We start from the raw sequence: 23,382 nt of genomic DNA, 5'->3' as shown, positions 1-23,382 counted from the left end.
GGGTTTTCAGGATTTTTGAGTACATTTGCATGACACCTATGAAACTTCCATCAATTGGGACGAACTGCATAAGTCATGATTATAAGTCAGCAAAAAAAGGAATGGCCCTTTGCTACAACAGCAAAGCAGGGGCTCATTCCTTTATTTGTCGACTCCGTCTTCTTCGGAATTCTTTTTTTGCTCGGCCAGCCATATCCGCTCTTTGGAGGTCAGCTCCACCTTATCCAGCAGCTCCGGCCGCCTTTGAAGCGTACGCAGCAAGGACTGTTCTCTCCGCCAAGCTTCGATCCGGCCGTGATGCCCGGAGATCAACACATCCGGCACGCTCCAGCCTCTAAATTCCGGAGGCCTCGTATAATGGGGATGTTCCAGCAGTCCTGTGCTGTAGGAGTCCGTCACGGCAGAGCTTTCATTGCCCAAAACGCCTGGCAGCAGCCGCACGACACTGTCAATTACCGCCATCGCCGGTATTTCGCCGCCGGTTAATACATAATCGCCAATCGACAATTCATCTGTAACCAGATGTTCTCTGATCCGTTCATCGTACCCCTCGTAATGGCCGCAAATAAAAACAAGGTGACGTTCGCGGGACAGCTCCTCGGCCTTGGCTTGAGTAAACGTTTCACCCTGCGGACACATCAGGATGACCCTTGGTTTCGTATCCGGGGCAACCTCCAAATCTTCGACAGCAGCAAATACAGGATCCGGCTTCAACACCATACCGCCGCCGCCTCCATAGGGATAATCATCTACCGTGTTATGTTTGTTGGTTGCATAGGTGCGAAAATTAATCGCCGACAGAGCCACCAGCTTTTTTTCACGCGCTTTACCCAATATACTTGCGCCAAAGACGCCCTCCAGCATTTCCGGAAACAGCGTCAAAACATCAATCCTCATGGTTCAGATCAATCCTTCCATCAGCGCAACCGTAACCAGGCGTTCTTTAGGCTCAACCTTAAGCACTACTTCGTCAATGACCGGAAGCAAAATTTGTTTGGCTTTTCCTTTGCCGGTCCCTGCCGTTTCCACCACCCATACGTCGTTTGCGCCAGGACTCAAAATATCCACAATTTCGCCCAGCTCGGCGCCTTCGTCCGTTACAACCCGGCAACCGATAATTTGATGGTAATAATATTGCCCCTCTTCCAATTCCCCTTGCGCAGCCTCCGAAATTTTCAAGCTCCAGCCTTTAAAACGCTCCACTTCGTTAATATTGGAGTACCCTTGCAGCTTCATGACATAAACATTTTTGTGGAGGCGGGCGGAAGCAACGGTTACCTCAAGGGATTCGCCGCTTTCCTCGTTTACCATCAGCAGCTTGCTGCCGGTAGCGAATCTTTCCTCCGGGAAATCCGTCTGCGGCAAAACCTTAATATCGCCTCTAATACCGTGTGAATTCACCACTTTCCCTACTCTGTACCAATTGCCTTTCATGCCATCATTCCTTTTTTGGAGATTAAGTTCAAAATTTAAGCCGCTAATAGCAGAAAAGGGCCGGGAATATGATCCCAACCCTCCGCGCTTGCATTCTATGAAACGATATCTACAATGACGCGTTTGCTTGATTTGACGGATGCCGAAGTGACAACCGTACGCATCGCTTTTGCGATGCGGCCTTGCTTGCCGATTACTTTACCGACATCGTCGGGGTGCACGGAAAGCTCGTAAACCGTACTGCGCTCATCGTCCTTCACCTGAATGCGAACGTCATCCGGATGATCCACCAAAGCCTTCGCTATGACAAGAATTAATTCTTTCATCACAAAGCCCTCCGCTATTCAACAGTTATTTCTGTTGCTTCAGCTCATGGAACTTTTTCAGAACTCCAGCTTTGGAAAGCAAGTTGCGAACGGTGTCAGAAGCTTGAGCTCCTGTTTGCAGCCATTTCAACGCTTTCTCTTCGTCAATCGTTACTTGCGCCGGTACAGCTACCGGATTGTAAGTACCGATTTCTTCAATAAAACGTCCATCGCGCGGGGAACGGGAATCCGATACAACAACGCGGTAGAACGGTGCTTTATGAGCGCCCATACGTTTCAAACGAATGCGTACTGCCATGTAAATTCACCTCCTTCAAAAAATAACTAATAAGGTTGTTCAAAAAGTCCGCTTTCCATTACAGGACATGACTAGCGTCATGGCTGGCGGCGAATATGGCATTCAGCCGAAACTTCCGGTCCTCACGTAGCTGACACTACGCTCCGGTCCTCAGTTTCTAGCTTCATCCCATCTTCTTGGTACTGAAAAGCGAACTTTTCAACCTTCGCATCCATCTATAATGGTTGTTTAAAAAGGAAACTTCATGTTTTTACCCAACATGCCTTTAAGACCTTTTTTGCCGCCTTTTAAGCCTTTGGGGCCTTTTGGTCCCATCATGGATGAAAACTGCTTCATCATTTTTTTCATATCGTCAAACTGCTTGATCAGACGGTTTACTTCAACAATGGTTGTTCCGCTGCCCGCAGCAACCCGTTTGCGCCTGCTATGGTTAAGCAGCTCGGGATTTTGCTTTTCGGCTTTGGTCATGGAGCGGACAATGGCTTCGACTCTGCCCAGCTGACGTTCGTCAACCTTCATGTCCTTCATGCCGCTCTTCATCTTGCCCATTCCCGGCAGCATGTCCATCAGCTGGTCCAGCGGACCAAGCTTCCGCACCTGCTCCATTTGCTCCAGAAAATCGTCGAACGTAAATTCCGCCGTACGCATTTTCCGTTCCATCTCCGCAGCTTTTTCCGCATCGATTCCGGCTTGCGCCTTTTCAATCAGCGATAGCATATCGCCCATGCCAAGAATCCGGGAAGCCATGCGCTCAGGATGGAAAGGCTCCAGCGCGTCGATTTTTTCACCCATCGCCGCAAACTTGATCGGCTGGCCTGTTACAGCCTTGACGGACAACGCCGCACCGCCACGGGTATCGCCATCCAGCTTGGATAATACAACACCTGTCAGCTGCAGCTGTTCATGGAAGCTTTGAGCCACATTAACGGCGTCTTGCCCCGTCATGGCGTCTACTACCAGCAGCACTTCGTCCGGCTTGACATTTGCATGGATTTGCTTCAGCTCCTCCATCAGCGCTTCGTCAATGTGCAGACGTCCAGCCGTATCGATAATGACGTAGTCATGCCCGTTGTCCTTGGCATGCTGTAAGCCGTTTTTCGCGATTTCAACAGGGGATACCTGATCGCCCATCGAAAATACCGGAATATCTATGCTGCCTCCAAGCACCTGCAGCTGCTTGATCGCAGCAGGACGGTAAATATCGCCTGCAACCAGAAGCGGCTTGTGGTTGCCTTTTTTAAGCAGCCGCGCCAGCTTGCCGGAAGTCGTTGTTTTACCGGCCCCCTGCAAACCAACCATCATAATAACGGTTGGCGGCTTGTTCGCCTTGGCAAGCTTGGCTTGCGTTCCGCCCATCAGCTCTGTCAATTCCTTATTGACGATATCAATGATGACCATGCCGGGCGTAAAGCTTTTGGATACCTCAAGGCCGATCGCCTGCTCCTTGACTTTAGCAATAAAGTCCTTAACCACTTTAAAGTTAACATCGGCTTCCAGAAGCGCCAGACGAACCTCACGCATTGCTTCCGTGACATCGGCTTCCGAAACCTTGCCTTTGCCTTTGAGCTTGCTGAACACATTTTGCAGCCTGCTGCTCAAGCTTTCAAATGCTGCCATGAACCTTCGCCTCCTTCTATCGCAATTTCATTCCACCGATTTAGGTCCGGCAACGCCTTCCGCGCGGCGAAAACCTCCGATTGTTTCCAATAGCATTTCCCTGTCGCTCTTCTCCATACTGGCGGAGGCGATTCCGGCTTCCAGCCGCTCCGCAAAGCTTTGCAAACGCTCATGCCTTGCCAGCAGCCGAAGCTTGCTTTCATAATGTTCAAGCGCGCTTTCCGCGCGTTTCAAGTTATCGTATACCGCTTGGCGGCTTACCCCAAGCTCCGAGGCAATTTCCCCCAGCGAAAAATCATCGTGATAATAATAAATCAGCATAGAACGCTGTTTGTCGGTAAGCAGGCTTTCGTAAAAATCCAGCAGCAGGTTAATTCTCGTTGTCCGGGTCAAGGCATCCATATCCTGACTGTTCAACGCTACCGCCTCCTTTACTGCTGCCGCAAATGCCCCGTCAAGGACATTCACTTGACACTTAAGCAACGAAATCTATCTTACATCATGAGCTGCAACTCTGTCAAGCTTTTGGCCTTGTCACTTTTTATAGTGTATTATTGCGGTGTGTAGCCGGAAGAGGTATCCATTCCAACTGTGTTGGAGCTTGAATCCCAAGTGACGGAAAAGTCTACTGCCGCGGCAATATCTCTCAGCTTTATATAGTGGCTGCCCCCGATTTTGTAGGAAGTAAACGATGCTTTCTCCCCATCCACAAAAATGGAGGTTTGGGCCAGTTTGCCTTGGGCCCCCGCGCTTTCCCCGGATACCGCCAGCTCGCCTCCTACCGGCGTATACGCTTTGCCCCGCTGCAGATCAACCCGTTCAAGCCCTTCATCCCATTTGACCTGAAATTGCTTATCGGAGCCGTTAAGCGCCTTCGCCAAATCCCGCAGCTTGAAATAATGGCTTCCTTGAATCAAATAGGCTTGAAATTGGACATTGCTGCCGTCGACTGTCATTTCAGCCGTTGCCGGCTTGGCTGCAACAACGGCCGCAGGCGGACGGTACTTCAACGCTTCGCTCCCGGAAAATACGGCCCGGATATCCGAAAAGTCATTGATGTAGCCCCCTTGCTTGTCCAGCACCATAAATGGGAATGTAAATATGTTGTCCTGGATCTCCTCCATAACCTTGTCGGTAATGGAGTACGTCACCTTGCCGTCTTCAAAGCTCCGCGTAAAGGATGAAATTTGCCCTTCGCCGAATAAGCCGGGATAAGCGTCCAGCGTATAGGCGTTTTTGTCGGAGGTCTGAACTTCAAACAAGGTGTAGGTCCCATCGCTTTCCCGCTTTGGCTTGTCCATCACGACCGCTGTTGTGCGAAACGGCTTTCCGTTCCCGCCAATTCCTTCAACTACAGTCGTCTCGATATAGCCGAAAACCGTCAACTTGTACCCGGAAGCGCTGGAGCCAAGCTCAAACGATTTGTTAGTTCCCGCTCCGCTCCCGTATAAGGTCGCCGCCAATCCCATCCACATGATGGACACCGCAGTTGCAATGAACAAAAGCTTGCTTTTTCTCATTTGCGTTCCTCCACTTGTCTTGAATTGCTCACGCTGCCCTCTAACCATTATATCAGGATTTAACCCATATCCCCAATCTTCAACCAAACATCAATAAAAAACCCGCAAGTTTCGCTGGCGGGCAGCGTCTTTGCGGGTTATTCGTTCATTTCGCAGGTTAGCTCTTTCGTTTCGCGGGGATCAGCCCTGGGCGGATTCCTGCTCCTCTTCCTCGCGCTTGATCAGGCCGGCAAACAAGGCATGCACGAATTGAACCGAATCAAAGGTCTGCAAATCGTTCATGCCTTCACCCAGACCAACCAGCTTGACGGGCAAATTCAACTCGTTCCGAATCGCAACAACGATGCCGCCTTTGGCCGTGCCGTCCAGCTTGGTCAAAACAAGGCCCGTCACGCCGCTTTTTTCTCCAAAAAGCCTGGCCTGGCTTAGCGCATTTTGTCCGGTTGTTGCATCCAGCACCATCAGCACCTCGTGGGGCGCATTCGGCATTTCGCGTTTAATTACGCGGAATATTTTATTCAGCTCTTCCATCAGATTTGTTTTGTTCTGCAGACGTCCCGCCGTATCGCACAGCAGCACATCCACATTACGCTGCTTCGCCGCCTGAACGGCGTCGAACATAACGGCCGCAGGATCGGAGCCGGAGGCTTGTCTGATCACCTCGACGCCAACGCGCTGGCCCCAAACCTCCAATTGCTCGATCGCTCCTGCACGGAAGGTGTCGCCCGCAGCGAGCAATACGCTTTTCCCTTCGCTTTTGAAGCGATGGGCCAGCTTGCCGATCGTTGTTGTTTTGCCAACGCCGTTAACGCCAACAAACAAAATAACGGTTGTTTCTCCCGGCGGCGCCATGGTCAGCTCCGCATGGTCGTCTCCCTTCAGGAGCTCCACAAGCTTCTCCGAGAGCACCGGCTGAAGCTCCGCCGCGTCTTCGATCTTGCGTTTTTTCACTTCTGCGCGCAGATCGTCGATCAGCGTCATGACCGTATTGACGCCAACATCGGCGCCAATCAGAATCTCCTCCAGCTCCTCGTAAAAATCCTCATCGATTTTTTTGCGGCGCGTAATAAGCTCCTCCACCGCTTCAACAAAGGCTGTCCGTGTTTTGGTCAAGCCTTCTTTAAATACGTTTGTGACCGCCTCGGCTTTTGAAGCGATGCTTTCCTTCAGCTTTTTGAAAAAACTCATGTTTTCTTTCCTCCATCATGACTCATCTCTTATGCCGATACCGGCTCTTCTTCCTCCAGGCGAACGGATACCAGCTTGGATACGCCGCCTTCCTCCATCGTTACGCCATACAATACATCGGCCTCTTCCATCGTGCCTTTGCGATGCGTGACAACGATAAATTGAGTAAGCTCCGAAAATTCCCGTAAATATTGGGCAAACCGCGATACGTTGGCTTCGTCAAGCGCGGCCTCAACCTCATCCAGCACGCAAAACGGCACAGGTTTCACCTGAAGGATGGCAAACAGCAGCGCAATCGCGGTGAGCGCCCGTTCTCCGCCGGAGAGCAGCTGAAGATTTTGCAGCTTTTTACCGGGCGGCTGCGCTACGATGTCGATGCCAGTATCCAGCACGCGATCCGGCTCCACCAAAATAAGGTCGGCGCGACCGCCGCCGAACAGCTTCGCAAACACAACAACAAAGTGGCCTCTGATCGCTTCGAAGGTGGAACGGAAGCGCTTCGACATCTCGTCGTCCATTTCTTTTATGACATGATAGAGGGTTGCTTTGGCTTCCATAAGATCATTTTTTTGCTCCGCCAAAAACTCATAACGTTCCTTGACCCGCTCATATTCTTCAATTGCGCCAAGATTTACCTCGCCAAGAGCCGTTATTTTGCGTTTAAGCTCCCGGACCTCATTCCCGGCAACCGTTACGTCTTCAGGCAGCGGATATTGCTCTTTAGCAAGCTCATAGCTGAGCCCATATTCCTCGCTAAGCTTGCGCAGCAGGTTGTCCAGCTCCACATCCTGACGGTTAAGCGCAATTTCCGTCTGGCGCATCTGATCCTCCACCAGGCGGAGCGCGGAGCGCTGCTCCTTCGTTTCGCTTTCGCCCTTGTCGAGCTCGGAGATCAAGTTGGCTCTTGTCGCGCGCTTCATATCCGTTTCTTCAGAGCATTGGCTCTTTTTGATGCGCAGCTGATTCAGCTGCTCAATCTGGCTAACGCTCTCTTCGCCGTGGCGAACCATTTCCTCCTCCTGCTGCGTCAGCAGGTTTCGCAAATGCGTAAGCTCGGTTTTGCCGCGCTGGATATCGCTGCGTACCCGGAAGGCCTGGTCCTCGAAGCTTTGCTTCTCCTGGCTCCGCTTGGCCACCGCAATTTTCAAATCCGTAAGCTGGCCCTGCAGCTCCTCCTTGGCGGATTCGCTGGCTTTGCGGCGTTCCTCCGCAAGCGTAATCGCCTCCTGAAGCCTTGCCTCATCTGCCGTAAGCTCCTCCAGCCGGACTTCAGCCGCTGCGGCGCTCTTCTGGTAACTCTCCATCTCTTGCGCAAGCGCCGTCAAATCCGTGGAGCCCAGCTCGCGCTGGTCGGTCAGGTGCTTTTCTTCTGACCTGAGACTTTGCAGCTCTGAACGGAGTCCCTGCTCCTGAATGCGGCAGCGTTCGGCTTCGCCGCGAAGCTCCTCCACATTTTGCGAGGCGATGGATTGTTCCTTCCGCAGATCGCTCAGCTTGGACCGCAAATGCTCCAGCGTCGCCTGGACCTCTTTAATTTCACCGTCCAACGCTTCGATCTGCCGGCTGCGTCCAAGCAAGCTGGCTCCTTTTTTCTGCAAGCTGCCGCCCGTCATGGAGCCGCCGGCGTTCACAACGTCTCCCTCCAGCGTCACAACGCGGTAACGATAGTTGCACCGTGAAGCAATCCGGTTTGCCTGCTCCAGCGTTTCGGCAAGCAGTACGTTGCCAAGCAAATTATGAGCGATAGCGCTGTAGCGCTCGTCGCAATCCACAAGCTCTGCGGCGACGCCAACAAACCCTTCGATGCCCGCCGCAACTTTTTTATCGTTTTCCGGCACCATCCGGCCGCGAATAACATCCAGCGGCAGAAAGGTGGCTCGTCCCAACTGGCGCGATTTCAAAAAGCTTATCGCGGCGCGAGCCGTTGCTTCATTTTCCATAACGATATGCTGCAGCGCTCCGCCAAGAGCCGTCTCTACAGCTACCTCGATTCGTTGCGGCACGCGAAGCAGCTCCGCCACAGCGCCGTGTACGCCAGAAATGCCGCCGCTGCTTCTGCGCGAGGCTTTGAGCACTTCCTTGACGCCTTGCATAAAGCCGTCAAGCGCATCCTGCATTTCTTTCATCGTATCCCGTCTGGAAATATGGCTGTCCAGCCGCTGCTCCCATTTGCGGATCGCCGAAGTCGCTTCTTCTAATGAAGAAACTGTCTTTTTGCTTCTTTCGCCTTCCTCCAGCATCCGGTTTCTTGCGTTTTCCAATGCTTTCAAGCAAATCGCCAGCTGTTCATCCAGCTCGTTTTTTTTCATCGTAAGCGTATTTTGCTGCTCCGCGCGTTTGGATTCATCGTCATTGATTCGTTCCATTCGCCGCTGCAGCGCTTCCTGCTGCTGAATGCTGTAGCGGATTTCATTGCGAAGCTGAGCCATGCCGTTTAAAACGTCAAGCAGCTCGCCCTTCAACCGTTCTTCCGCATCGGCCACCGTGCCGCCCGCAATGCCCTGCAGCTCGGCTTCCTCTGCGGCGAGCTTGCTCTTAAGCTCCGCCAGCTCCAGCTCGATGGCGGCTGCTTTGCTGCGAAACTCCGCTTCCTCTGCCGTAAGCGCCGCAATACGCTCGTCCTGCGCAGCAATGGATTCCTCCAGCTGGGCCTTGTTGGCTTCAAGGTTGCGCTTGCGTTCCTTGAGCACCTCGCCATAGCCCTCGCATTTTTCGGCCTCCTCGCTGATGCCCAGCATGGCAGCGTGAAGCTCGTCCAGACGCTGCTCCAGCTCGCGAAGCTGCTGACGCTCATGCTCCAGCAGCGCATCGTGCTTGCTGACGACGGTCGAAAGCTGCAGCTGCTCCTCCTGAAGCTTCTCCAGCTTGCCGGTCGCTTCCGACCAGGAGGCGTGGACGTTTTCGATATTATGTACGTAGAGCGATATTTCCTTGCTTTTCAGCTCTTCACGCAGCTCTTTAAAATAAATGGCTTTTTCCGACTGCTTCCGCAGCGGCTCCACCTGATCCTCAAGCTCCGTCACCAGATCGTGGATGCGCAGCAGGTTGCCTTCTGTTTCATCCAGCTTTTTCTGAGCCTCGCGCTTGCGGGATTTATATTTAACAATGCCGGAGGCTTCCTCAAAAATACCCCGCCGGTCCTCCGAGCGGGTGCTCAATATTTCCTCGATTCGGCCTTGTCCTATGATGGAATAAGCCTCTTTGCCGATGCCGGTATCCATAAACAGCTCCGTAATGTCCTTGAGCCGGCATGGCTGTTTGTTGATCATATATTCGCTGTCGCCGCTGCGATGAACACGTCTTGTCACCGTCACCTCGTTGTATTCCAGCGGCAGCGCATTGTCGGAATTGTCGAGCGTCAGCGAAACCTCGCCGTAGTTGACCGCTTTGCGGGCATCGCTGCCAGCAAAGATAATATCCTCCATTTTGCCGCCGCGCAGACTTTTGGCGCTTTGCTCGCCAAGCACCCAGCGAATGCCGTCGGAGATATTGCTTTTGCCGGAGCCGTTGGGTCCGACCACTGCGGTAATGCCGGTTACAAATTCAAGTTCGGTCCTGTCGGCGAACGATTTGAAACCTGATAATTCGATCCGTTTCAGAAACATGGTCTGGGTTTCACCTCACCCTCCATTGTAGCATAGATTTGAGGGCGGATATAAGGTGCAAGTAATTCGGCGCAACACTATATTTCAATAATTTTTCTACCTTCCATAAGGCCAGTCAGTTCATGAATATTAGAAAACGGGCTGCTTGAAACTATTTTGCTGAGACCTTGGAGTCCCATTCCAATCATTTCCTTATTATTTGACGCCAAGCCACGGTCAATAATTTCAAATGACTTATGAATTGCTGTTTTGCGCTCGTCAAAAATGGCATCGAATACTTTGTAATACAACTCATATTTGTTTTTTATTTCCGAAAGAACAATCTCCTTCTGGGCTTCTAGCTTAGCCAGCTCTAATTGAGCATGCTGATTTTCCTTATAGGCATCCGCCAGCACCTTGAAAAATTCAAGAACATTGGGAGCAGGAATTATTTTTGCGGCTTCCCCAAGCTTTTGAGCTGATTTTTGCAGTTGATTTTCTTTTCTAAACATTACATAAATCCCCTCTCTGACGATTCATCAAAAACCGGCGTATCGATTAACACAGCAAAATCGGATGCAATACCGCCAATGTAAGCAATATGTTGCAAATCCTTCTCAGAGTAAAAATCACGTCTTAGTATCGTTTTCCTTACCCATCGTATCATCGTGGAAAAAATCTTCCATTTATTCAAAGAAAGTAACGTCTGCTTTAATTCATGCTCAAATACTTGCTGTGCTTTCCTAATTGCATTAGTCAATTCATCAGAGCGTTTCTCAATAAGCTGAAGTTGAAGCAAATTCGCTTCAATCAGGTCAATATGTTCAAGTGCCTTGTTCATTTCTCTTTCAATTTGGTTGATTTTCTTGTTAGCGCTTAAATGGCTGAACACTCCCATAACTGCTAAAGCGGGGATGGCAACAAGTCCGCCAAGGACAGCCGTCCCAGCAGCAATTCCACCGCCCCCGGCTGCTAGTGCGCCTCCCCCAAACCAGGCAAGCGTTGCATTGGTGGCAGCTGCCCCAGACAATGAAGCAATAGCTGCGCCAGTAGAAGCTGAGCCTAACGTGCTGGCAAGCGCCCATGCTCCTAATGCAGTACTGACTCCCGCAGAAAGCCCTTTTGTTGCCGATGCAGCCGTCTGTCCGGCTGTAATAGTTGCGTCAATATGCTTAAAATCTACAGACTCGTACTGATTTCCAAGTTGTCGATAAATAAACTCCCGATCTTTGCTCTTAATATTTTTGGCTATGCTATTAATTTTCTCAAGACTCTTTACGGCACTAAGCTTGACTTGAATAACATTCTCCAAAACGTGATTCACTTGTTCGCGCCTAGTTTCCATTTGTAAATACAAAGCATTGTATTGCTCTTTTAAATCTTCGAATTCCTCCACTTTGCGCTCAATTCGCCCATGTGCCCCAAAAGAAATTAAGTTTTTAAGAAAGCTCATTTTTTGTGCCCCCAAAGCAGTTCTATAGACGCATATGTAGTTACCTAGGCCTATACAATACATCTATTTTCCAATAATATCAATAAGTATCGCATTAAAAAAAACAATAAAAAAAGAGCAGCCCCACTCCTGCGGACTGCTCCCTACTCTGCGTTTCAATCAACTTTGTTTATTTCTTTATCGGAATTACTATCTCATCCAGCACAACCGTTTGGCCATCTTCACCCGGCTTCACAATGGTTGGCGTTATGATTAATTCCGATGCATCCGGTTGGAGCTGCTGGAACGTTTTGGTCATGCTCCATTTCATCCCGGAATTCTCCTTTATTCCACGACCGCCATTGCCTTGCCCGTTATATACATTACCCAAATTGTCAACGATACTCAGCTCAATATCAGGGTCATTCCATTCCTGCGCAACTTCTTTCGAAATATCATACCCGTAATAAACAGTAAAGGACATTGGAGAATAGATGATTTTTTCTATAGCCAAAGTTGCCTCCCCGTGCTCCGTGGATTCCCCGACCAGTTGGACCGTTTGTTCCGTTGATGCAAGCTCCAGAGCAAAATTCCATGTTCCTTTCATCTCTCGCATAGAGTCGCCGTCCATTTGAACGATGCTGTCAATATCCCAGTTCATTTTGATGGAGTCTGCGCCGTTGTGGTCAAAGCTAGTTGCCGTTATAATGCCGACGTAGCGCCCTTCATCCACTTTGATAATCTTCTGCGAGCCGCTAGCGCCAGACGTTTTTTGGGCCGTTGGGTATCCTTTAAGCGTGAGATTTTCTCCTAAATCTGTTTCGCTTTTGATTGAAAACGTGATCGTTGTTGTTTTGCCGTCAAAAATGGCATCGTTCAGCGTAATCGTGACATCCTGACTCGTTTTGCTTATGTTGATTTCAGTAGAATTTTCTTTATAGCTGTCATAAAGCCCGCTACCCGAGCTCCCTTTGTCAATAAGCTTGAAGATATCGCCCACAAAAGGGACGCTTGTTGCGTATGCAGGGAATGTCAGCCCTAACGCCACCGCGCCAACGCCAAGCAGCACAGCCGCTGCTGCCGCATTGCGCTGCCAGTGTCCTCCCTTCTTGCCCCGGCGGTTCAGCTTTGAGCGCAAGGTCCGCTTTAAAGCAGCGCGCTCGATATCCGTTACCTCGGCTTCCACCATTTCGTTTTCAGCTATTTTAATTCCGTTTAACATCCGATAATCATTATTCATGCCAAATTTCCTCCCAGCTTTATATGTGCTGCTTTTTCCTTCAGCTTTTTTTTCCCGCGAAAAATCCGGTTGTCTACAGCCGTTCGCGTCAACCCTAATCGGTCTGCAATTTCATCGCTCCGCATACCCAGCATATACTTCATTATAAAAATTTCCCGATCCGTCGCCTCAAGCTGATTCAGCAATCCCTTGATTTCAGCCTGCTCCTCAGCCAGAAACAGCTCATCCTCCGCCGATTGCGTCAATTGGGCATTGAAGTCCGGCTCCTCCGCCGTAATCCGTTCACGCTGGCGCATCTCCTTGCGATAGCTGTCGATCGCTTTGGATCTGGCTATAGCATAAATCCATTTGCGAAAGTCTTCAGGCGCGCCGCTGAATTGGTCCCCATGATGCCAAACCGCCAGAAACGTGTCGTTTATGCATTCCTCGATTAGTCCATTGTTTTGCAGCGGGATCAGCACCTTTGCAATTGTGCCTTTGACCAGAGGCAAATACGTATCCACGACATAATCCAGAGCATCTTCCTTATGCTTTTGCAGACGTCTGACAAAATTGGTTTCGTTTGCTTTCATTGCTCCGTATTCCCTTCTTGTAGTGGTAAGAGCTCTTACACTATAAACAACGAAGTGATTCCCGATTATCTCTCATTACGATTTTCTATTGCATCACAAAAACGCCGAAAAAGGCAAAAACACCGCTTGTATGCGGTGTTGCCGAAGAAAATTACGAGATGGATTAAGCTGCGTCTATCCCTTTTCGGATATAAAGTTTATTCATTTCAGGCACATCAATCAAGCAAACAAGCTGATCCGGTTTCCGTCGGGGTCCCGCACAATCGCATATCGTTGTCCCCAAAAGGCATCCCATGGCTCGCGAAACCCGCCTTCGCCTGTTTCCGTTATTTTACGATACAGCTCGTCCACCGCCGCCCCGCTGTCGCATAGAAAAGCCAGCTCGATCCGGTGTCCCGCCGGCTCCTCCCAGGCTCCGTAGACGTCCTTGATAACCTCCTGCTGGTCAAAGGCCAGGCGGAGGCTGCCTTGCTCAACCTCAACATGCTTTTCCCCATCCGCCTCCGCAGGAATGTCCAAACCAAGCAGACGATAAAAATCCAGCGCCTTTTTCATATCCTTAACCACAATACCAATCATATCCAGCTTGATTCCCATTATATTCAGCCCCTTTGCGTTGTTAGCAGTTCATCAATCGTTCTGTTATTAGTTTATCGTCCCGCAACCTGCTGTTATAGGAAAAAACGGACATGTTGTTGCATGGCAGCGTTTATTTTAATGGACACCGGCTTTTTTTATAATCATGCCCATCTGTCCTGGCGGCAAGCCGTAAAGCCCTTTGAAGCTTTTAACAAAATGCGACTGATCATAATACCCGAACGTTTGGGCCAGCTCCGCAAGGGGCATGGATGGAGAGCGTTCCAATAACCGAAGAATGCTTTGAAAACGGATAATTTCCGTAATGGATTTAGGGCTTGCTCCTAATATATCGCGAAACGCTCGCCGCACATGACGCTGACTAAAGGCAAGCTCGGCCGCCATCTCCTCTACCGAAAAAACACCGTTGCGATCATAAATGGCCATTAAAGCCTTTTGCACCAAAAGGGACGCAGAGCCGGGGCCGCCAGCAGAAAGCTCCTCCCTGGCCAAAATGCCAAGCATCCATTCCTCCGCAACGGCAATCATGGCGTTAACGGCGGCGGCGCCGGAGGTTAACAGCTTTTCAGCTACAAGCAGCCCATCCGCGCCCCAAATGTCCTCTATAAAAAGATGTGTGTCCTTCAGCTGTCCAGGGGGCTGCTTTAAAAAAGGCTGTGCATTCCCCGCAAACATACGTATTCCGAATGAAAATTCGGGTTCTTCAATAGCCATCACAGCATAATGGGTCATCAGACCTGAAAAAAATGCCGCTGAGCGGAAGTTCGACGCCTTGCCATTGATAATAAGATCAACACAGCCGTCCGGCAATATTCGATGAAGCTGCCCCTCTCCCCCGCCATCCACCTCCAGCGTCCAAAAGCAAGCCACATGGGAGGCCAGCTTGGGATCGGGCATATATTCCCTATAGCGGTAACCGCTTCTTTGCTTCTCAAGCAAAGGAGCCTGCAAGGGACGGTGGGACGCAAAGCCTTGCAGCACGTTATTGTTCATGGCCTTGCATCTCCTCCTCATCTTCTGCCTCTTCTTATATTACCACATACGATAAAACCTTCCGTCAAATGCAGGTAAGAAATGCTACAATGAGAGAAACAAACCCGATGTAAAAATAGCGACAAGAAATAATAGATTCTGCCTTGCCGTAAAAAAACGCTAAAACGACTTCAAAAAAGGAGAAATGACATGGTTTACGTTGCATTGCTCAGAGGCATTAATGTTGGAGGAAACAATAAGGTGGATATGAAAACGCTGAAAGTGTCCATGGAGGCAGCCGGGTTAAATCATGTTGTCACTTACATTAACTCCGGCAATATTGTTTTTACAAGCTCTCAAGGCGACAAACATGACTTGGCAAAAAGGGTAGAAGCGATTATAAGCGAAACGTTTGGACTGGATATCAAGGTGCTGATTCGCAGCTTGCCGGATTATCATTCCATGATGAAGGCTCTGCCGGACAGTTGGCTAAATAACGATGAAATGAGAAGCGATGTTCTGTTTTTATGGGAGGCGTTTGATCAGGAAAGCGTGCTGGACGGGCTGATTTTCAAGCCGGAAATCGAAACCGTCCTTTATACGCCGGGAGCCGTCTTATGGTCGGTCAGCCGGGCGTCAGCTGCCAAAAGCGGCTTGTCCAAAATTATCGGAACCAAGCTTTATAGCAACGTCACGATTCGCAACGTCAATACAACGCGCAAAATTTATGAGCTGATGAAGGAGGCTTCGGCCAAGGAGGGGCTTTAAAGCCTGCGGCAAGCAACAAAAAAGCCTCTCCGGCCTGCAGTAGGCTTAAAAGGCTTCCTTAAACAGTTGCTTTCACTTATCTGTTGTCAATCGTTATTCCTGCGCCAGCTTGCTCCATGCTTCCGCTGCCGCGCGTTGCTCGGCTTCTTTTTTTGTTCGGCCTGCGCCTAAACCGGAATGATTTTCGCCCAGCAAAACCTCAACAACAAACTCCCGGTCATGCGCGGGACCACGCTCTTCCATGATGCGGTATTCCACCGGACCTAGTCCAAGATGCTGAACCCGCTCCTGAAGCTTTGACTTGGCATCCTTCATCAGCAGGCCAAAATCGTTGGATTCGATAAACGGAAACATATGCTCCTGAAGAAACCTGCGCGTCCGCTCGATTCCGGCATCCAGATAGATGGCGCCGACCAAGGATTCAAACAAATCGGCCAGCAGCGCCTGACGATTACGACCGCCAAGCTGCTCCTCGCCCCGACCAAGTAAAACGTGTTTTCCAAGCTCCAGCCGTTCCGCAAAATAGGCCAGCGAAGGTTCGCATACGACGGATGCGCGCATCCGGGTCAATTCGCCTTCCGGCCTTTTTGGATATGTAGCAAACAAATATTCTGATACCAGCAGCTGAAGCACCGCATCGCCAAGAAATTCCAGCCGCTCATTATCTTGAACTGAACCCCGCTTATGCTCATTTACATATGAGGTATGCGTAAAAGCCTGCTTCAGCAGCTTGGTTCGTTTAAAATCGAGCTGCAGCTTCTGCTGCAGCTCGTCAAAGGTTTCATGACTCATACGCCTTCATCACGATCGTGGCGTTATGACCGCCAAAACCAAACGAATTGGACAGCGCCGTCGTCACCTTGGCTTCACGCGGCACATTAGGAACATAGTCCAGATCCAGCTCGGGGTCCTGATTGTCCAGGTTGATCGTTGGCGCAATCATGCCGTTTTTCAGGGTAAGCCCCAGAATAACGGCCTCCACGCCGCCTGCGGCGCCAAGCAAATGGCCCGTCATGGATTTAGTGGAGCTGACGGCCAGCTTGTAGGCATGGTCGCCAAATGCTTTTTTGATAGCCAGCGTTTCGGAACGATCGCCAACTGGCGTCGAAGTGCCATGCGCGTTAATATATTGAATTTCGGAAGGATCGATGCCGGCATCCTTGATCGCTTTGCTCATGCAGCGCGCCGCTCCGTCAGGATCGGGCTCCGTCATATGATAAGCATCGCCGCTCATGCCGTAACCAATTACCTCGGCATAAATTTTTGCGCCGCGCGCCTTGGCATGCTCCAGCGATTCCAGTACCAGCACGCCCGAACCTTCGCCCATGACGAAGCCGTCGCGGTCGATATCGAACGGCCGGCTTGCTTTTTCAGGCTCGTCGTTGCGCACCGACATGGCGCGCATGGAACAGAAGCCTGCCATGCCCGTCGGGCGAATCGTTGCTTCCGCTCCGCCTGCGATCATGACGTCGGCATCGCCGCGCTGAATCATTTTGAAGGAATCGCCAATGGAATGCGTGCCTGTAGCGCAAGCGGTTACCGCTGTGCTGTTAGGTCCCTTGGCGCCAGTCAGCATGGACACTTGGCCCGAAGCCATATTGGCAATCATCATCGGGATAAAAAACGGGCTGACGCGTTTTGGCCCCTTCTCCAGAAGGATATTATGCTGATCCTCCCAAGTGCCAAGTCCGCCGATTCCCGAACCGATCATGACGCCAACCCGTTCAGGGTCCGCATTTTCGCCAATATTCAGCTCCGCGTCTTCAATGGCAAGCTTGCTTGCCACGGCCGCAAACTGCACAAACCGGTCCATCCGGCGCGCTTCCTTTTTATCTAAACCATAATCCTCGGGATTAAAGTTTTTGATTTCGGCAGCGATGCGCGTAGTGTATGTTGAAAAATCAAATGCCTCCACGACGGAAACGCCTGACTTTCCTTCAAGCAGGTTGTTCCAGAACTGCTCCAAATCGGAACCAAGCGAGGTCATGACCCCCATGCCCGTTACGACAACTCTTTGTTTCATTGCATTCACCTCTGACCCGCATTATAGATAACGAAACCGTTATCCTTCTATATGAGGATGTTCAAAAAGTCCGCTTCCCATCGACACTAATAACCAGACTTTTTGAACACGCACTATATAAATAGCAAACTGCTATAAATTCGTTTATTCATAAATCCATTCATCGGCAAACATGGCCTGTATGGAGAGAAGTCCCGTAATGGTTAACGGGACTTGTCCAATCCTTAGGTATGAGATTGTATGTAAGACACAACTTCTCCCACCGTCGTGATTTTCTCTGCATCTTCATCAGAGATTTCCATATCAAACTCGTCTTCCAGCTCCATGACCAATTCTACTACGTCAAGAGAGTCAGCGCCGAGGTCATCTTTGAAGGAAGCTTCGAGCGTTACCTCTGCTTCGTCTACGCCAAGGCGGTCGATGACAATACGTTTTACGCGATCCACTACTTCGGACATCCGGTTCACCTCCTCCACCGTATTATACGAGAATTGACGTCAAAATGCCATCTTTACCTTTTCAAAACCTACATGTACATACCGCCGTCTACATGGATCGTTTGACCTGTCATATACGACGCGGCTTCGGAGGCTAAAAAACGTACAGCGGACGCGATATCCCCGGCTGAGCCAAGCTTCGCCAGCGGAATTTGAGTCATCAGCGCTTCCTTCATATCCTGCGGCAGCTTATCCGTCATATCCGTCGCAATAAAGCCGGGAGCGACGCAATTGACGGTAATGCCGCGCGATGCCAATTCCCGCGCGCTGGCCTTGGTCAGACCGATGACGCCGGCTTTGGCTGCGACGTAGTTGGTCTGACCCGGATTGCCCAGCACGCCAACAACGGAAGAAATATTAATAATTCGGCCGGAGCGCTGCTTCATCATATGGCGGGTTACGGCCTTGATGCCGTTGAATACGCCCTTCAGATTAGTCTCGATTACTTCGTCGAACTCTTCTTCCTTCATGCGCATAATTAAATTATCTCTTGTAATGCCCGCGTTATTCACCAGGATGTCCAGACCGCCAAGCTGGCCAATCGTTTCTTTAACCATGGCTTCAAACTCTTCGCTTTTGCCGACATTGCCTTTAAGCACTATGGCGCGGCGGCCCAGCGCCTCAATCGCTTGGGCTGTTTCCGCAGCAGCGGCTTCGCTGCCGGCATAATTGACGGCAACATCCGCCCCGGCTTCCGCCAGCGCGATAGCGATGGCGCGGCCGATGCCCCGCGAAGCGCCGGTTACAAGCGCCGTTTTGCCTTCAAGACCTGCAAACATAAAGATCAGCCTCCTTGATTGCTTTGCTGCTAGTTTACTTGCAGCGCTTCCAGCGCCGTCACCGAATTAACCGAAATGATACGGACATTTTTATCTATTTTTTTAATGAGGCCTGCAAGCACGGACCCTGAGCCAATTTCTACAAAAGTATCCACGCCTTGTTCAATCAAATAGCGGATGCTGTCTTCCCATAACACCGGGGAATACACCTGCTCCACCAGCAAGCGCCGAATTTCCTCCCCTTGAACAGCCTCGCGCGCCGTCACGTTAGCAATAAGCGGCACCTTTGCATCGTTTAGCTCGACCTTCGCCAGTGTTTCCCCAAGCCGCTCTGCGGCAGGCTTCATCAGCGATGAATGGAACGGGCCGCTAACCTCCAGCGGAATGACGCGTTTGGCGCCAATTTCCTTGCCGCGGGCAACGATGCTTTGCACACCGGCCGTGCTTCCGGAAACGACAATTTGACCCGGCGAATTTACGTTGGCAAGCTCCACAACGCTGCCTTCTGCGGAAACCGCCTGGCACAGCTCGCCAAGAGCTTCGCGCTCGGCTCCAAGCACGGCCGCCATTGCGCCTTGTCCGCCCGGAACGGCCTGCTCCATATATTCGCCGCGCGCGCGTACCGTTGCCACCGCATCGCGGAAGCTTATAACGCCTGCGGCAACAAGCGCGCTATATTCGCCAAGGCTGTGGCCCGCGACATAATCCGGCTTGAGCCCGCTGTCCGCCAGCAGCTCCAGCAATGCCGCGCTAACGGTCAGCAAGGCAGGCTGGGTGTTGGCCGTTTGCTTCAACGCTTCTTCCGGCCCGTTAAAAATGATATCGCTCAGCTGAAACCCCAATACGGCGTCCGCTTCCTCAAATATGGCTTTAGCCTTTGGGTTGGACTCGTATGCGTCTCTGCCCATGCCAACCGCCTGAGCGCCTTGCCCAGGAAACACAAATGCCGTTTTGCTCATCTACGCTTTCTCCCCCCAAGCTTAACCTTTACCAAACCAGAACGGACGCGCCCCATGTCAAGCCGCCGCCGAAACCTACGAATACAACACAGTCGCCTTCCTTCACTCGGTCCTGCTCCACAGCTTCTGCGAGCGCAACCGGAATGGAAGCCGCCGACATATTCCCGTATTTGTTCAGGTTGATCATAGCTTTTTCTTCCGGCAAGTCCAGGCGATTCAGCGCCGACTGGATAATGCGGATATTGGCTTGATGCGGCACCAGAAGATCAACATCGGCTTTGGTCATGCCGGCTTTCGACAATGCTTCCTCGGCAGCGCCGCCCATGATGCGTACAGCAAATTTAAATACATCATTGCCCGCCATATGGATAAAATGCTTCTTGTCTTCCAGACTTTGCTGCGAAGCCGGAATGCGCGAGCCGCCGCCGCTGATCTTCAGCAGCTCGCCGCCGCTTCCGTCAGCGCCCAATTCAAAGGAACGGAAGCCCCGTCCTTCCGGCACTTCGCCAAGCACAACAGCGCCAGCTCCGTCGCCAAACAGGATGCATGTATTGCGGTCCGTATAATCCGTAATTCGGGACAATGTCTCCGCGCCGATTACAAGCGCATTTTTGTACATGCCTGTTGCGATCATGTTGGACGCCGTAGCCAACCCGTAAATAAAGCCCGAGCATGCGGCGGAGAGATCAAAAGCGGCCGCTTTTGCTGCGCCCAGCTTGTTTTGCAGCAGGCAGGCCGTCGAAGGGAAAAACATATCCGGCGTAATTGTTGCGACGATAATGAGATCCAGATCAGCCGCCTTCAAATTGGCCGCCTCCAGTGCCTTTAGTGCCGCCTGGTAGGCCAAATCGGAGGTTGCTTCCGATTCCGCAGCGATGCGGCGCTCTTTAATGCCAGTCCGCGTTACAATCCATTCATCATTGGTTTCCACCATGCGTTCCAGCTCTTGATTGCTCAAAATTCGTTCAGGCGTATATTTGCCCGTTCCAATAATACCGACAGGATGCAAACTCATGCTACACACTCACTTCCCGTTAATTTCTGCGGAGATGGATGATATCAATTCGCCTTGCAGGGCGATTCTGGCTTTGCCGACGGCATTTTTGACCGCAAGGGCGTCGGATGAGCCGTGACATTTCACGACCAGGCCGTTTAACCCCAGCAGAGGAGCGCCGCCATGCTCCTTGTAGTCCATTTTTTTCTTCAGATGGCGCAAGCGCGGAAGCATGATCGCTGCGGCTGCTTTGGTCAGAAGGGAATGGCCAAATGCATCCTTGAGCGATGAAAAAATCATGCCCGCCGCACCTTCCATCGACTTCAGCAAAATGTTGCCGGAGAAGCCGTCGCAAACAAGCACGTCGCAATTGCGGCTCAGCACGTCTCTGGCCTCCACGTTGCCGATGAAGTTAACGGGAGCCTGCTCCAGCAGCTCAAACGCCGCCTTCGTAAGCTCGCTGCCTTTTTTGGCCTCCGTGCCTACGTTAAGCAAGCCGACCCGAGGCTGCGATAAGCCATGCACCTTGGCGCGGTATACGCTGCCCATAATTGCGTATTGCAGCAAATGCTCCGGCTTGGCATCCATATTGGCGCCAAGATCCAGCGCAAGCACGCCCATGTCGTCCTGTGTAGGAAGCATAGGTGCCAGTGCCGGGCGTTCAATCCCAGACATGCGTCCTACGACCAGCAGTCCCGTTGCCATCAGCGCGCCCGTATTGCCCGCAGACAACATCGCATCCGCCTGTTTTTCTTTCACAAGTGTTCCCGCCACCACCATCGACGAATCTTTTTTTCGTCTGACGGCTTTGACCGGCTCCTCATCGCCGGCGATTACATCCTCGGCATGATGAAGCTTTACGTTTGACGGTATGCCGCCAGCGAGCAGCGGCTCGATCGCCGACGCGTTTCCAACCAGCAGCAATTCCGTATCCGGCCATTCGGCCGCCGCCTGCAATGCGCCTTGCACAATCAGCTCTGGAGCGTGGTCCCCGCCCATAGCGTCAATGGCGATCCGCATAGTTTATTCCTCCTCCAAAATCTGCTCTCCCGTCGATCTGTAAATGACGAAATTGCCTTGAAACACCATCTCGTCGCCTACATAGGTGAACAGCTCCACCTTCGATTTACTGCGTTCCCCGGAGATTGAACGGACATACGCCTTCGCAATGCATTTTTCGCCCAGCTTGACAGGACGGATAAAGCGGATATCCGCCGTTACCGTCAAAGCGATGGCGTCGTCGATAACGGCAACTGCAAGCGAATTGGCCTGAGCAAAAACATGATGGCCGCGCGCAATGTTTGTTCGAGAGAAAACGTGCTCCTCCGTAATTTCAAAAATGGAGATGCCGGACTTGTCCAGCTCCAAATCCACGATTTCCCCGATCACTTCGTGCAGAGGCAAGGAACGGACAGAATCGTAGGAACGCTCCGCCATCAGCTTCATCCGTTCTCTGAGCTCGGGAATGCCTAGCTCCATCCGGTCCAGCCGAATCGTCTGAATGCTTACTTTAAGCAGGCGCGTCAACTCTCTATCCGTTATAAAAGGGTTGTCATCAATGTATTGGGCAAGCTGCTGATGCCGCTGCCGTTTGGGCATCCGTTCCATTTCCGGCATCGCCTCCGCTCTAGGGTTTAAAGATAATTCTCTCTATTTATGTTTAGGAGTACATGTTATCACCTGGTACTAAACAAGTATATAAAAAAAGTCCGCCGTGCGCAACCAACTCCCTCTATCAAGAGGGTATGCCAACCATCCAGCCGGACATTCTTATGTAGTCATAAAAATAGCACCTCACCGCAAGATGAAGTGCTATCGCCGAAGCCATATCCTATTGGGAAATGATTTCCTTTGTTTTGTAATATCCGCATACTTTGCATACGTGGTGAGCCAATTTCAGCTCTCCGCATTGCTCACATTTTACCATGCCCGGTACTGCAAGTTTAAAATGCGTGCGACGTTTGTCGCGGCGAGTTTTGGATGTTCTACGTTGAGGTACTGCCATCTTTCCCACCTCCTTCACAGATTCAAAAATACGCTAGTCCTTAAAAAGATCCTTGAGCGCTGCAAATCGAGGATCTAAAACCTCATTGCTGCACCCGCACTTCCGCTCGTTGAGATTTTGCCCGCATTGCTGGCAAAGTCCCTTGCACTGTTCGCTGCAAAGCGGAGCAAAGGGAATGTATAGCAGAAGAGCTTCCTCCAGAAACGGCTTCAGATCCAGTCTCTCTCCCGGAACCTCTGCAAAATCGGATTCTTCGCCTTCGCCTTCCTCTTCGTCAGGCTCATCGCCCGAAACCTGCTTGAACTGCTCCGAGAAAGGAATGACCGTATGTGCGCTTACGGGATCAAGACAACGCGAGCACGCCATCTCCAGATCAATCTCCAGCTGCCCGTTAGCGGCGATAAAGCCAGCATGTCCCTCTACATGAATGTCTACATGAAGCGGTCCCGCGCCAAGCACATCGGGCTTGCCTTTGAAGAGACTGCTGACATCCAGCGTTTCCTTAATGTCCGCCTTAAGCCCCTTGGACATCATCTCTTGCATATGAAACTGCATATTCATCACTCCAAACAAACAA

The 23,382-nt window shown here is 51.2% G+C and carries 26 protein-coding genes; 1 reads left to right on the top strand and 25 read right to left on the bottom strand.

Going from position 1 to position 23,382, the window contains the following annotated elements; all coding sequences use genetic code 11:
* Positions 1–141: 141 nt before the first annotated feature.
* The 15 genes from trmD to A7K91_RS23640 form a co-directional block, all read right to left on the bottom strand.
* Positions 142–897: a tRNA (guanosine(37)-N1)-methyltransferase TrmD gene (gene trmD / locus A7K91_RS23710; RefSeq protein WP_068686964.1), complete on the bottom strand. Its 756-nt coding sequence runs from the start codon at positions 895–897 to the stop codon at positions 142–144.
* 3 nt (positions 898–900) lie between these two features.
* A complete protein-coding gene (gene rimM, locus A7K91_RS23705) occupies positions 901–1,434 on the bottom strand; it encodes a ribosome maturation factor RimM (RefSeq protein WP_068686974.1) in 534 nt (177 codons plus the stop codon).
* Between the two features lie 95 nt (positions 1,435–1,529).
* Entirely contained in the window at positions 1,530–1,760 is a 231-nt protein-coding gene (locus A7K91_RS23700; RefSeq protein ID WP_068686963.1) for a KH domain-containing protein, read from the bottom strand.
* 25 nt (positions 1,761–1,785) lie between these two features.
* Positions 1,786–2,058 carry a 30S ribosomal protein S16 gene (rpsP, locus tag A7K91_RS23695; protein ID WP_068686962.1) on the bottom strand — a complete coding sequence of 91 codons (273 nt, stop codon included), beginning with the start codon at positions 2,056–2,058 and terminating at the stop codon, positions 1,786–1,788.
* A gap of 228 nt (positions 2,059–2,286) precedes the next feature.
* On the bottom strand, positions 2,287–3,675 hold the full coding sequence (gene ffh / locus A7K91_RS23690; RefSeq protein ID WP_068686961.1) for a signal recognition particle protein: 1,389 nt from the start codon (positions 3,673–3,675) through the stop codon (positions 2,287–2,289).
* 27 nt (positions 3,676–3,702) lie between these two features.
* Positions 3,703–4,077: a YlxM family DNA-binding protein gene (ylxM, locus tag A7K91_RS23685; RefSeq protein WP_068686973.1), complete on the bottom strand. Its 375-nt coding sequence runs from the start codon at positions 4,075–4,077 to the stop codon at positions 3,703–3,705.
* 149 nt (positions 4,078–4,226) lie between these two features.
* Positions 4,227–5,195, bottom strand: coding sequence for a stalk domain-containing protein (locus A7K91_RS23680; protein ID WP_068686960.1), 969 nt, complete (start codon positions 5,193–5,195; stop codon positions 4,227–4,229).
* A gap of 180 nt (positions 5,196–5,375) precedes the next feature.
* Positions 5,376–6,383: a signal recognition particle-docking protein FtsY gene (gene ftsY, locus A7K91_RS23675; protein ID WP_068686959.1), complete on the bottom strand. Its 1,008-nt coding sequence runs from the start codon at positions 6,381–6,383 to the stop codon at positions 5,376–5,378.
* A 29-nt stretch (positions 6,384–6,412) separates the two neighbouring features.
* Entirely contained in the window at positions 6,413–9,988 is a 3,576-nt protein-coding gene (smc, locus tag A7K91_RS23670) for a chromosome segregation protein SMC (RefSeq protein ID WP_068686958.1), read from the bottom strand.
* 77 nt (positions 9,989–10,065) lie between these two features.
* Positions 10,066–10,479: a hypothetical protein gene (locus A7K91_RS23665; RefSeq protein ID WP_068686957.1), complete on the bottom strand. Its 414-nt coding sequence runs from the start codon at positions 10,477–10,479 to the stop codon at positions 10,066–10,068.
* Positions 10,479–11,420, bottom strand: a complete 942-nt coding sequence (locus tag A7K91_RS23660) for a hypothetical protein (RefSeq protein ID WP_068686956.1) — start codon at positions 11,418–11,420, stop codon at positions 10,479–10,481. The genes A7K91_RS23665 and A7K91_RS23660 overlap by 1 nt, the downstream gene beginning before the upstream one ends.
* A 169-nt stretch (positions 11,421–11,589) precedes the next feature.
* Positions 11,590–12,639: a DUF4179 domain-containing protein gene (locus A7K91_RS23655; protein ID WP_068686955.1), complete on the bottom strand. Its 1,050-nt coding sequence runs from the start codon at positions 12,637–12,639 to the stop codon at positions 11,590–11,592.
* Positions 12,636–13,211: a sigma-70 family RNA polymerase sigma factor gene (locus A7K91_RS23650; RefSeq protein ID WP_068686954.1), complete on the bottom strand. Its 576-nt coding sequence runs from the start codon at positions 13,209–13,211 to the stop codon at positions 12,636–12,638. Before A7K91_RS23650 ends, A7K91_RS23655 begins: the two co-directional genes overlap by 4 nt.
* A gap of 219 nt (positions 13,212–13,430) precedes the next feature.
* Positions 13,431–13,808: a VOC family protein gene (locus tag A7K91_RS23645; RefSeq protein ID WP_068686953.1), complete on the bottom strand. Its 378-nt coding sequence runs from the start codon at positions 13,806–13,808 to the stop codon at positions 13,431–13,433.
* A 117-nt stretch (positions 13,809–13,925) separates the two neighbouring features.
* A complete protein-coding gene (locus A7K91_RS23640) occupies positions 13,926–14,801 on the bottom strand; it encodes an AraC family transcriptional regulator (RefSeq protein ID WP_068686952.1) in 876 nt (291 codons plus the stop codon).
* A gap of 189 nt (positions 14,802–14,990) precedes the next feature.
* Between A7K91_RS23640 and A7K91_RS23635 the strand changes: the two genes are divergently transcribed.
* On the top strand, positions 14,991–15,548 hold the full coding sequence (locus tag A7K91_RS23635; protein WP_068686951.1) for a DUF1697 domain-containing protein: 558 nt from the start codon (positions 14,991–14,993) through the stop codon (positions 15,546–15,548).
* A gap of 93 nt (positions 15,549–15,641) precedes the next feature.
* On the opposite strand, the gene rnc is transcribed toward A7K91_RS23635, so the two are convergent.
* The 10 genes from rnc to A7K91_RS23585 all read right to left on the bottom strand — a co-directional run bounded on the left by rnc (position 15,642) and on the right by A7K91_RS23585 (position 23,360).
* Positions 15,642–16,340, bottom strand: a complete 699-nt coding sequence (rnc, locus tag A7K91_RS23630) for a ribonuclease III (RefSeq protein WP_068686950.1) — start codon at positions 16,338–16,340, stop codon at positions 15,642–15,644.
* Complete coding sequence (gene fabF, locus A7K91_RS23625) at positions 16,330–17,571, bottom strand: beta-ketoacyl-ACP synthase II (RefSeq protein WP_068686949.1); 1,242 nt, start codon at positions 17,569–17,571, stop codon at positions 16,330–16,332. Before fabF ends, rnc begins: the two co-directional genes overlap by 11 nt.
* Before the next feature lie 224 nt (positions 17,572–17,795).
* Entirely contained in the window at positions 17,796–18,029 is a 234-nt protein-coding gene (gene acpP, locus A7K91_RS23620; RefSeq protein WP_068686948.1) for an acyl carrier protein, read from the bottom strand.
* Between the two features lie 68 nt (positions 18,030–18,097).
* The gene (gene fabG, locus A7K91_RS23615) at positions 18,098–18,847 is read right to left on the bottom strand and encodes a 3-oxoacyl-[acyl-carrier-protein] reductase (protein ID WP_068686947.1); all 750 of its coding nucleotides are present in this window, start codon (positions 18,845–18,847) and stop codon (positions 18,098–18,100) included.
* 29 nt (positions 18,848–18,876) lie between these two features.
* Positions 18,877–19,806 (bottom strand): ACP S-malonyltransferase, encoded by a 930-nt coding sequence (gene fabD / locus A7K91_RS23610; protein ID WP_068686946.1) that lies wholly within the window; start codon positions 19,804–19,806, stop codon positions 18,877–18,879.
* A gap of 28 nt (positions 19,807–19,834) precedes the next feature.
* Positions 19,835–20,821, bottom strand: coding sequence for a beta-ketoacyl-ACP synthase III (locus tag A7K91_RS23605; RefSeq protein WP_068686945.1), 987 nt, complete (start codon positions 20,819–20,821; stop codon positions 19,835–19,837).
* A 9-nt stretch (positions 20,822–20,830) separates the two neighbouring features.
* Positions 20,831–21,820 (bottom strand): phosphate acyltransferase PlsX, encoded by a 990-nt coding sequence (plsX, locus tag A7K91_RS23600; RefSeq protein WP_068686944.1) that lies wholly within the window; start codon positions 21,818–21,820, stop codon positions 20,831–20,833.
* A gap of 3 nt (positions 21,821–21,823) precedes the next feature.
* Complete coding sequence (gene fapR, locus A7K91_RS23595; protein ID WP_068686972.1) at positions 21,824–22,399, bottom strand: transcription factor FapR; 576 nt, start codon at positions 22,397–22,399, stop codon at positions 21,824–21,826.
* A 232-nt stretch (positions 22,400–22,631) separates the two neighbouring features.
* On the bottom strand, positions 22,632–22,805 hold the full coding sequence (rpmF, locus tag A7K91_RS23590; protein ID WP_006036546.1) for a 50S ribosomal protein L32: 174 nt from the start codon (positions 22,803–22,805) through the stop codon (positions 22,632–22,634).
* A gap of 33 nt (positions 22,806–22,838) precedes the next feature.
* Positions 22,839–23,360, bottom strand: coding sequence for a YceD family protein (locus A7K91_RS23585; protein WP_068686943.1), 522 nt, complete (start codon positions 23,358–23,360; stop codon positions 22,839–22,841).
* Positions 23,361–23,382 lie beyond the last annotated feature (22 nt).

Origin of the sequence: Paenibacillus oryzae (assembly GCF_001675045.1) — a bacterium.
Classification (GTDB): Bacteria; Bacillota; Bacilli; order Paenibacillales; family Paenibacillaceae; genus Pristimantibacillus; species Pristimantibacillus oryzae.
This window is presented reverse-complemented; position numbering and strand designations above follow the sequence as displayed.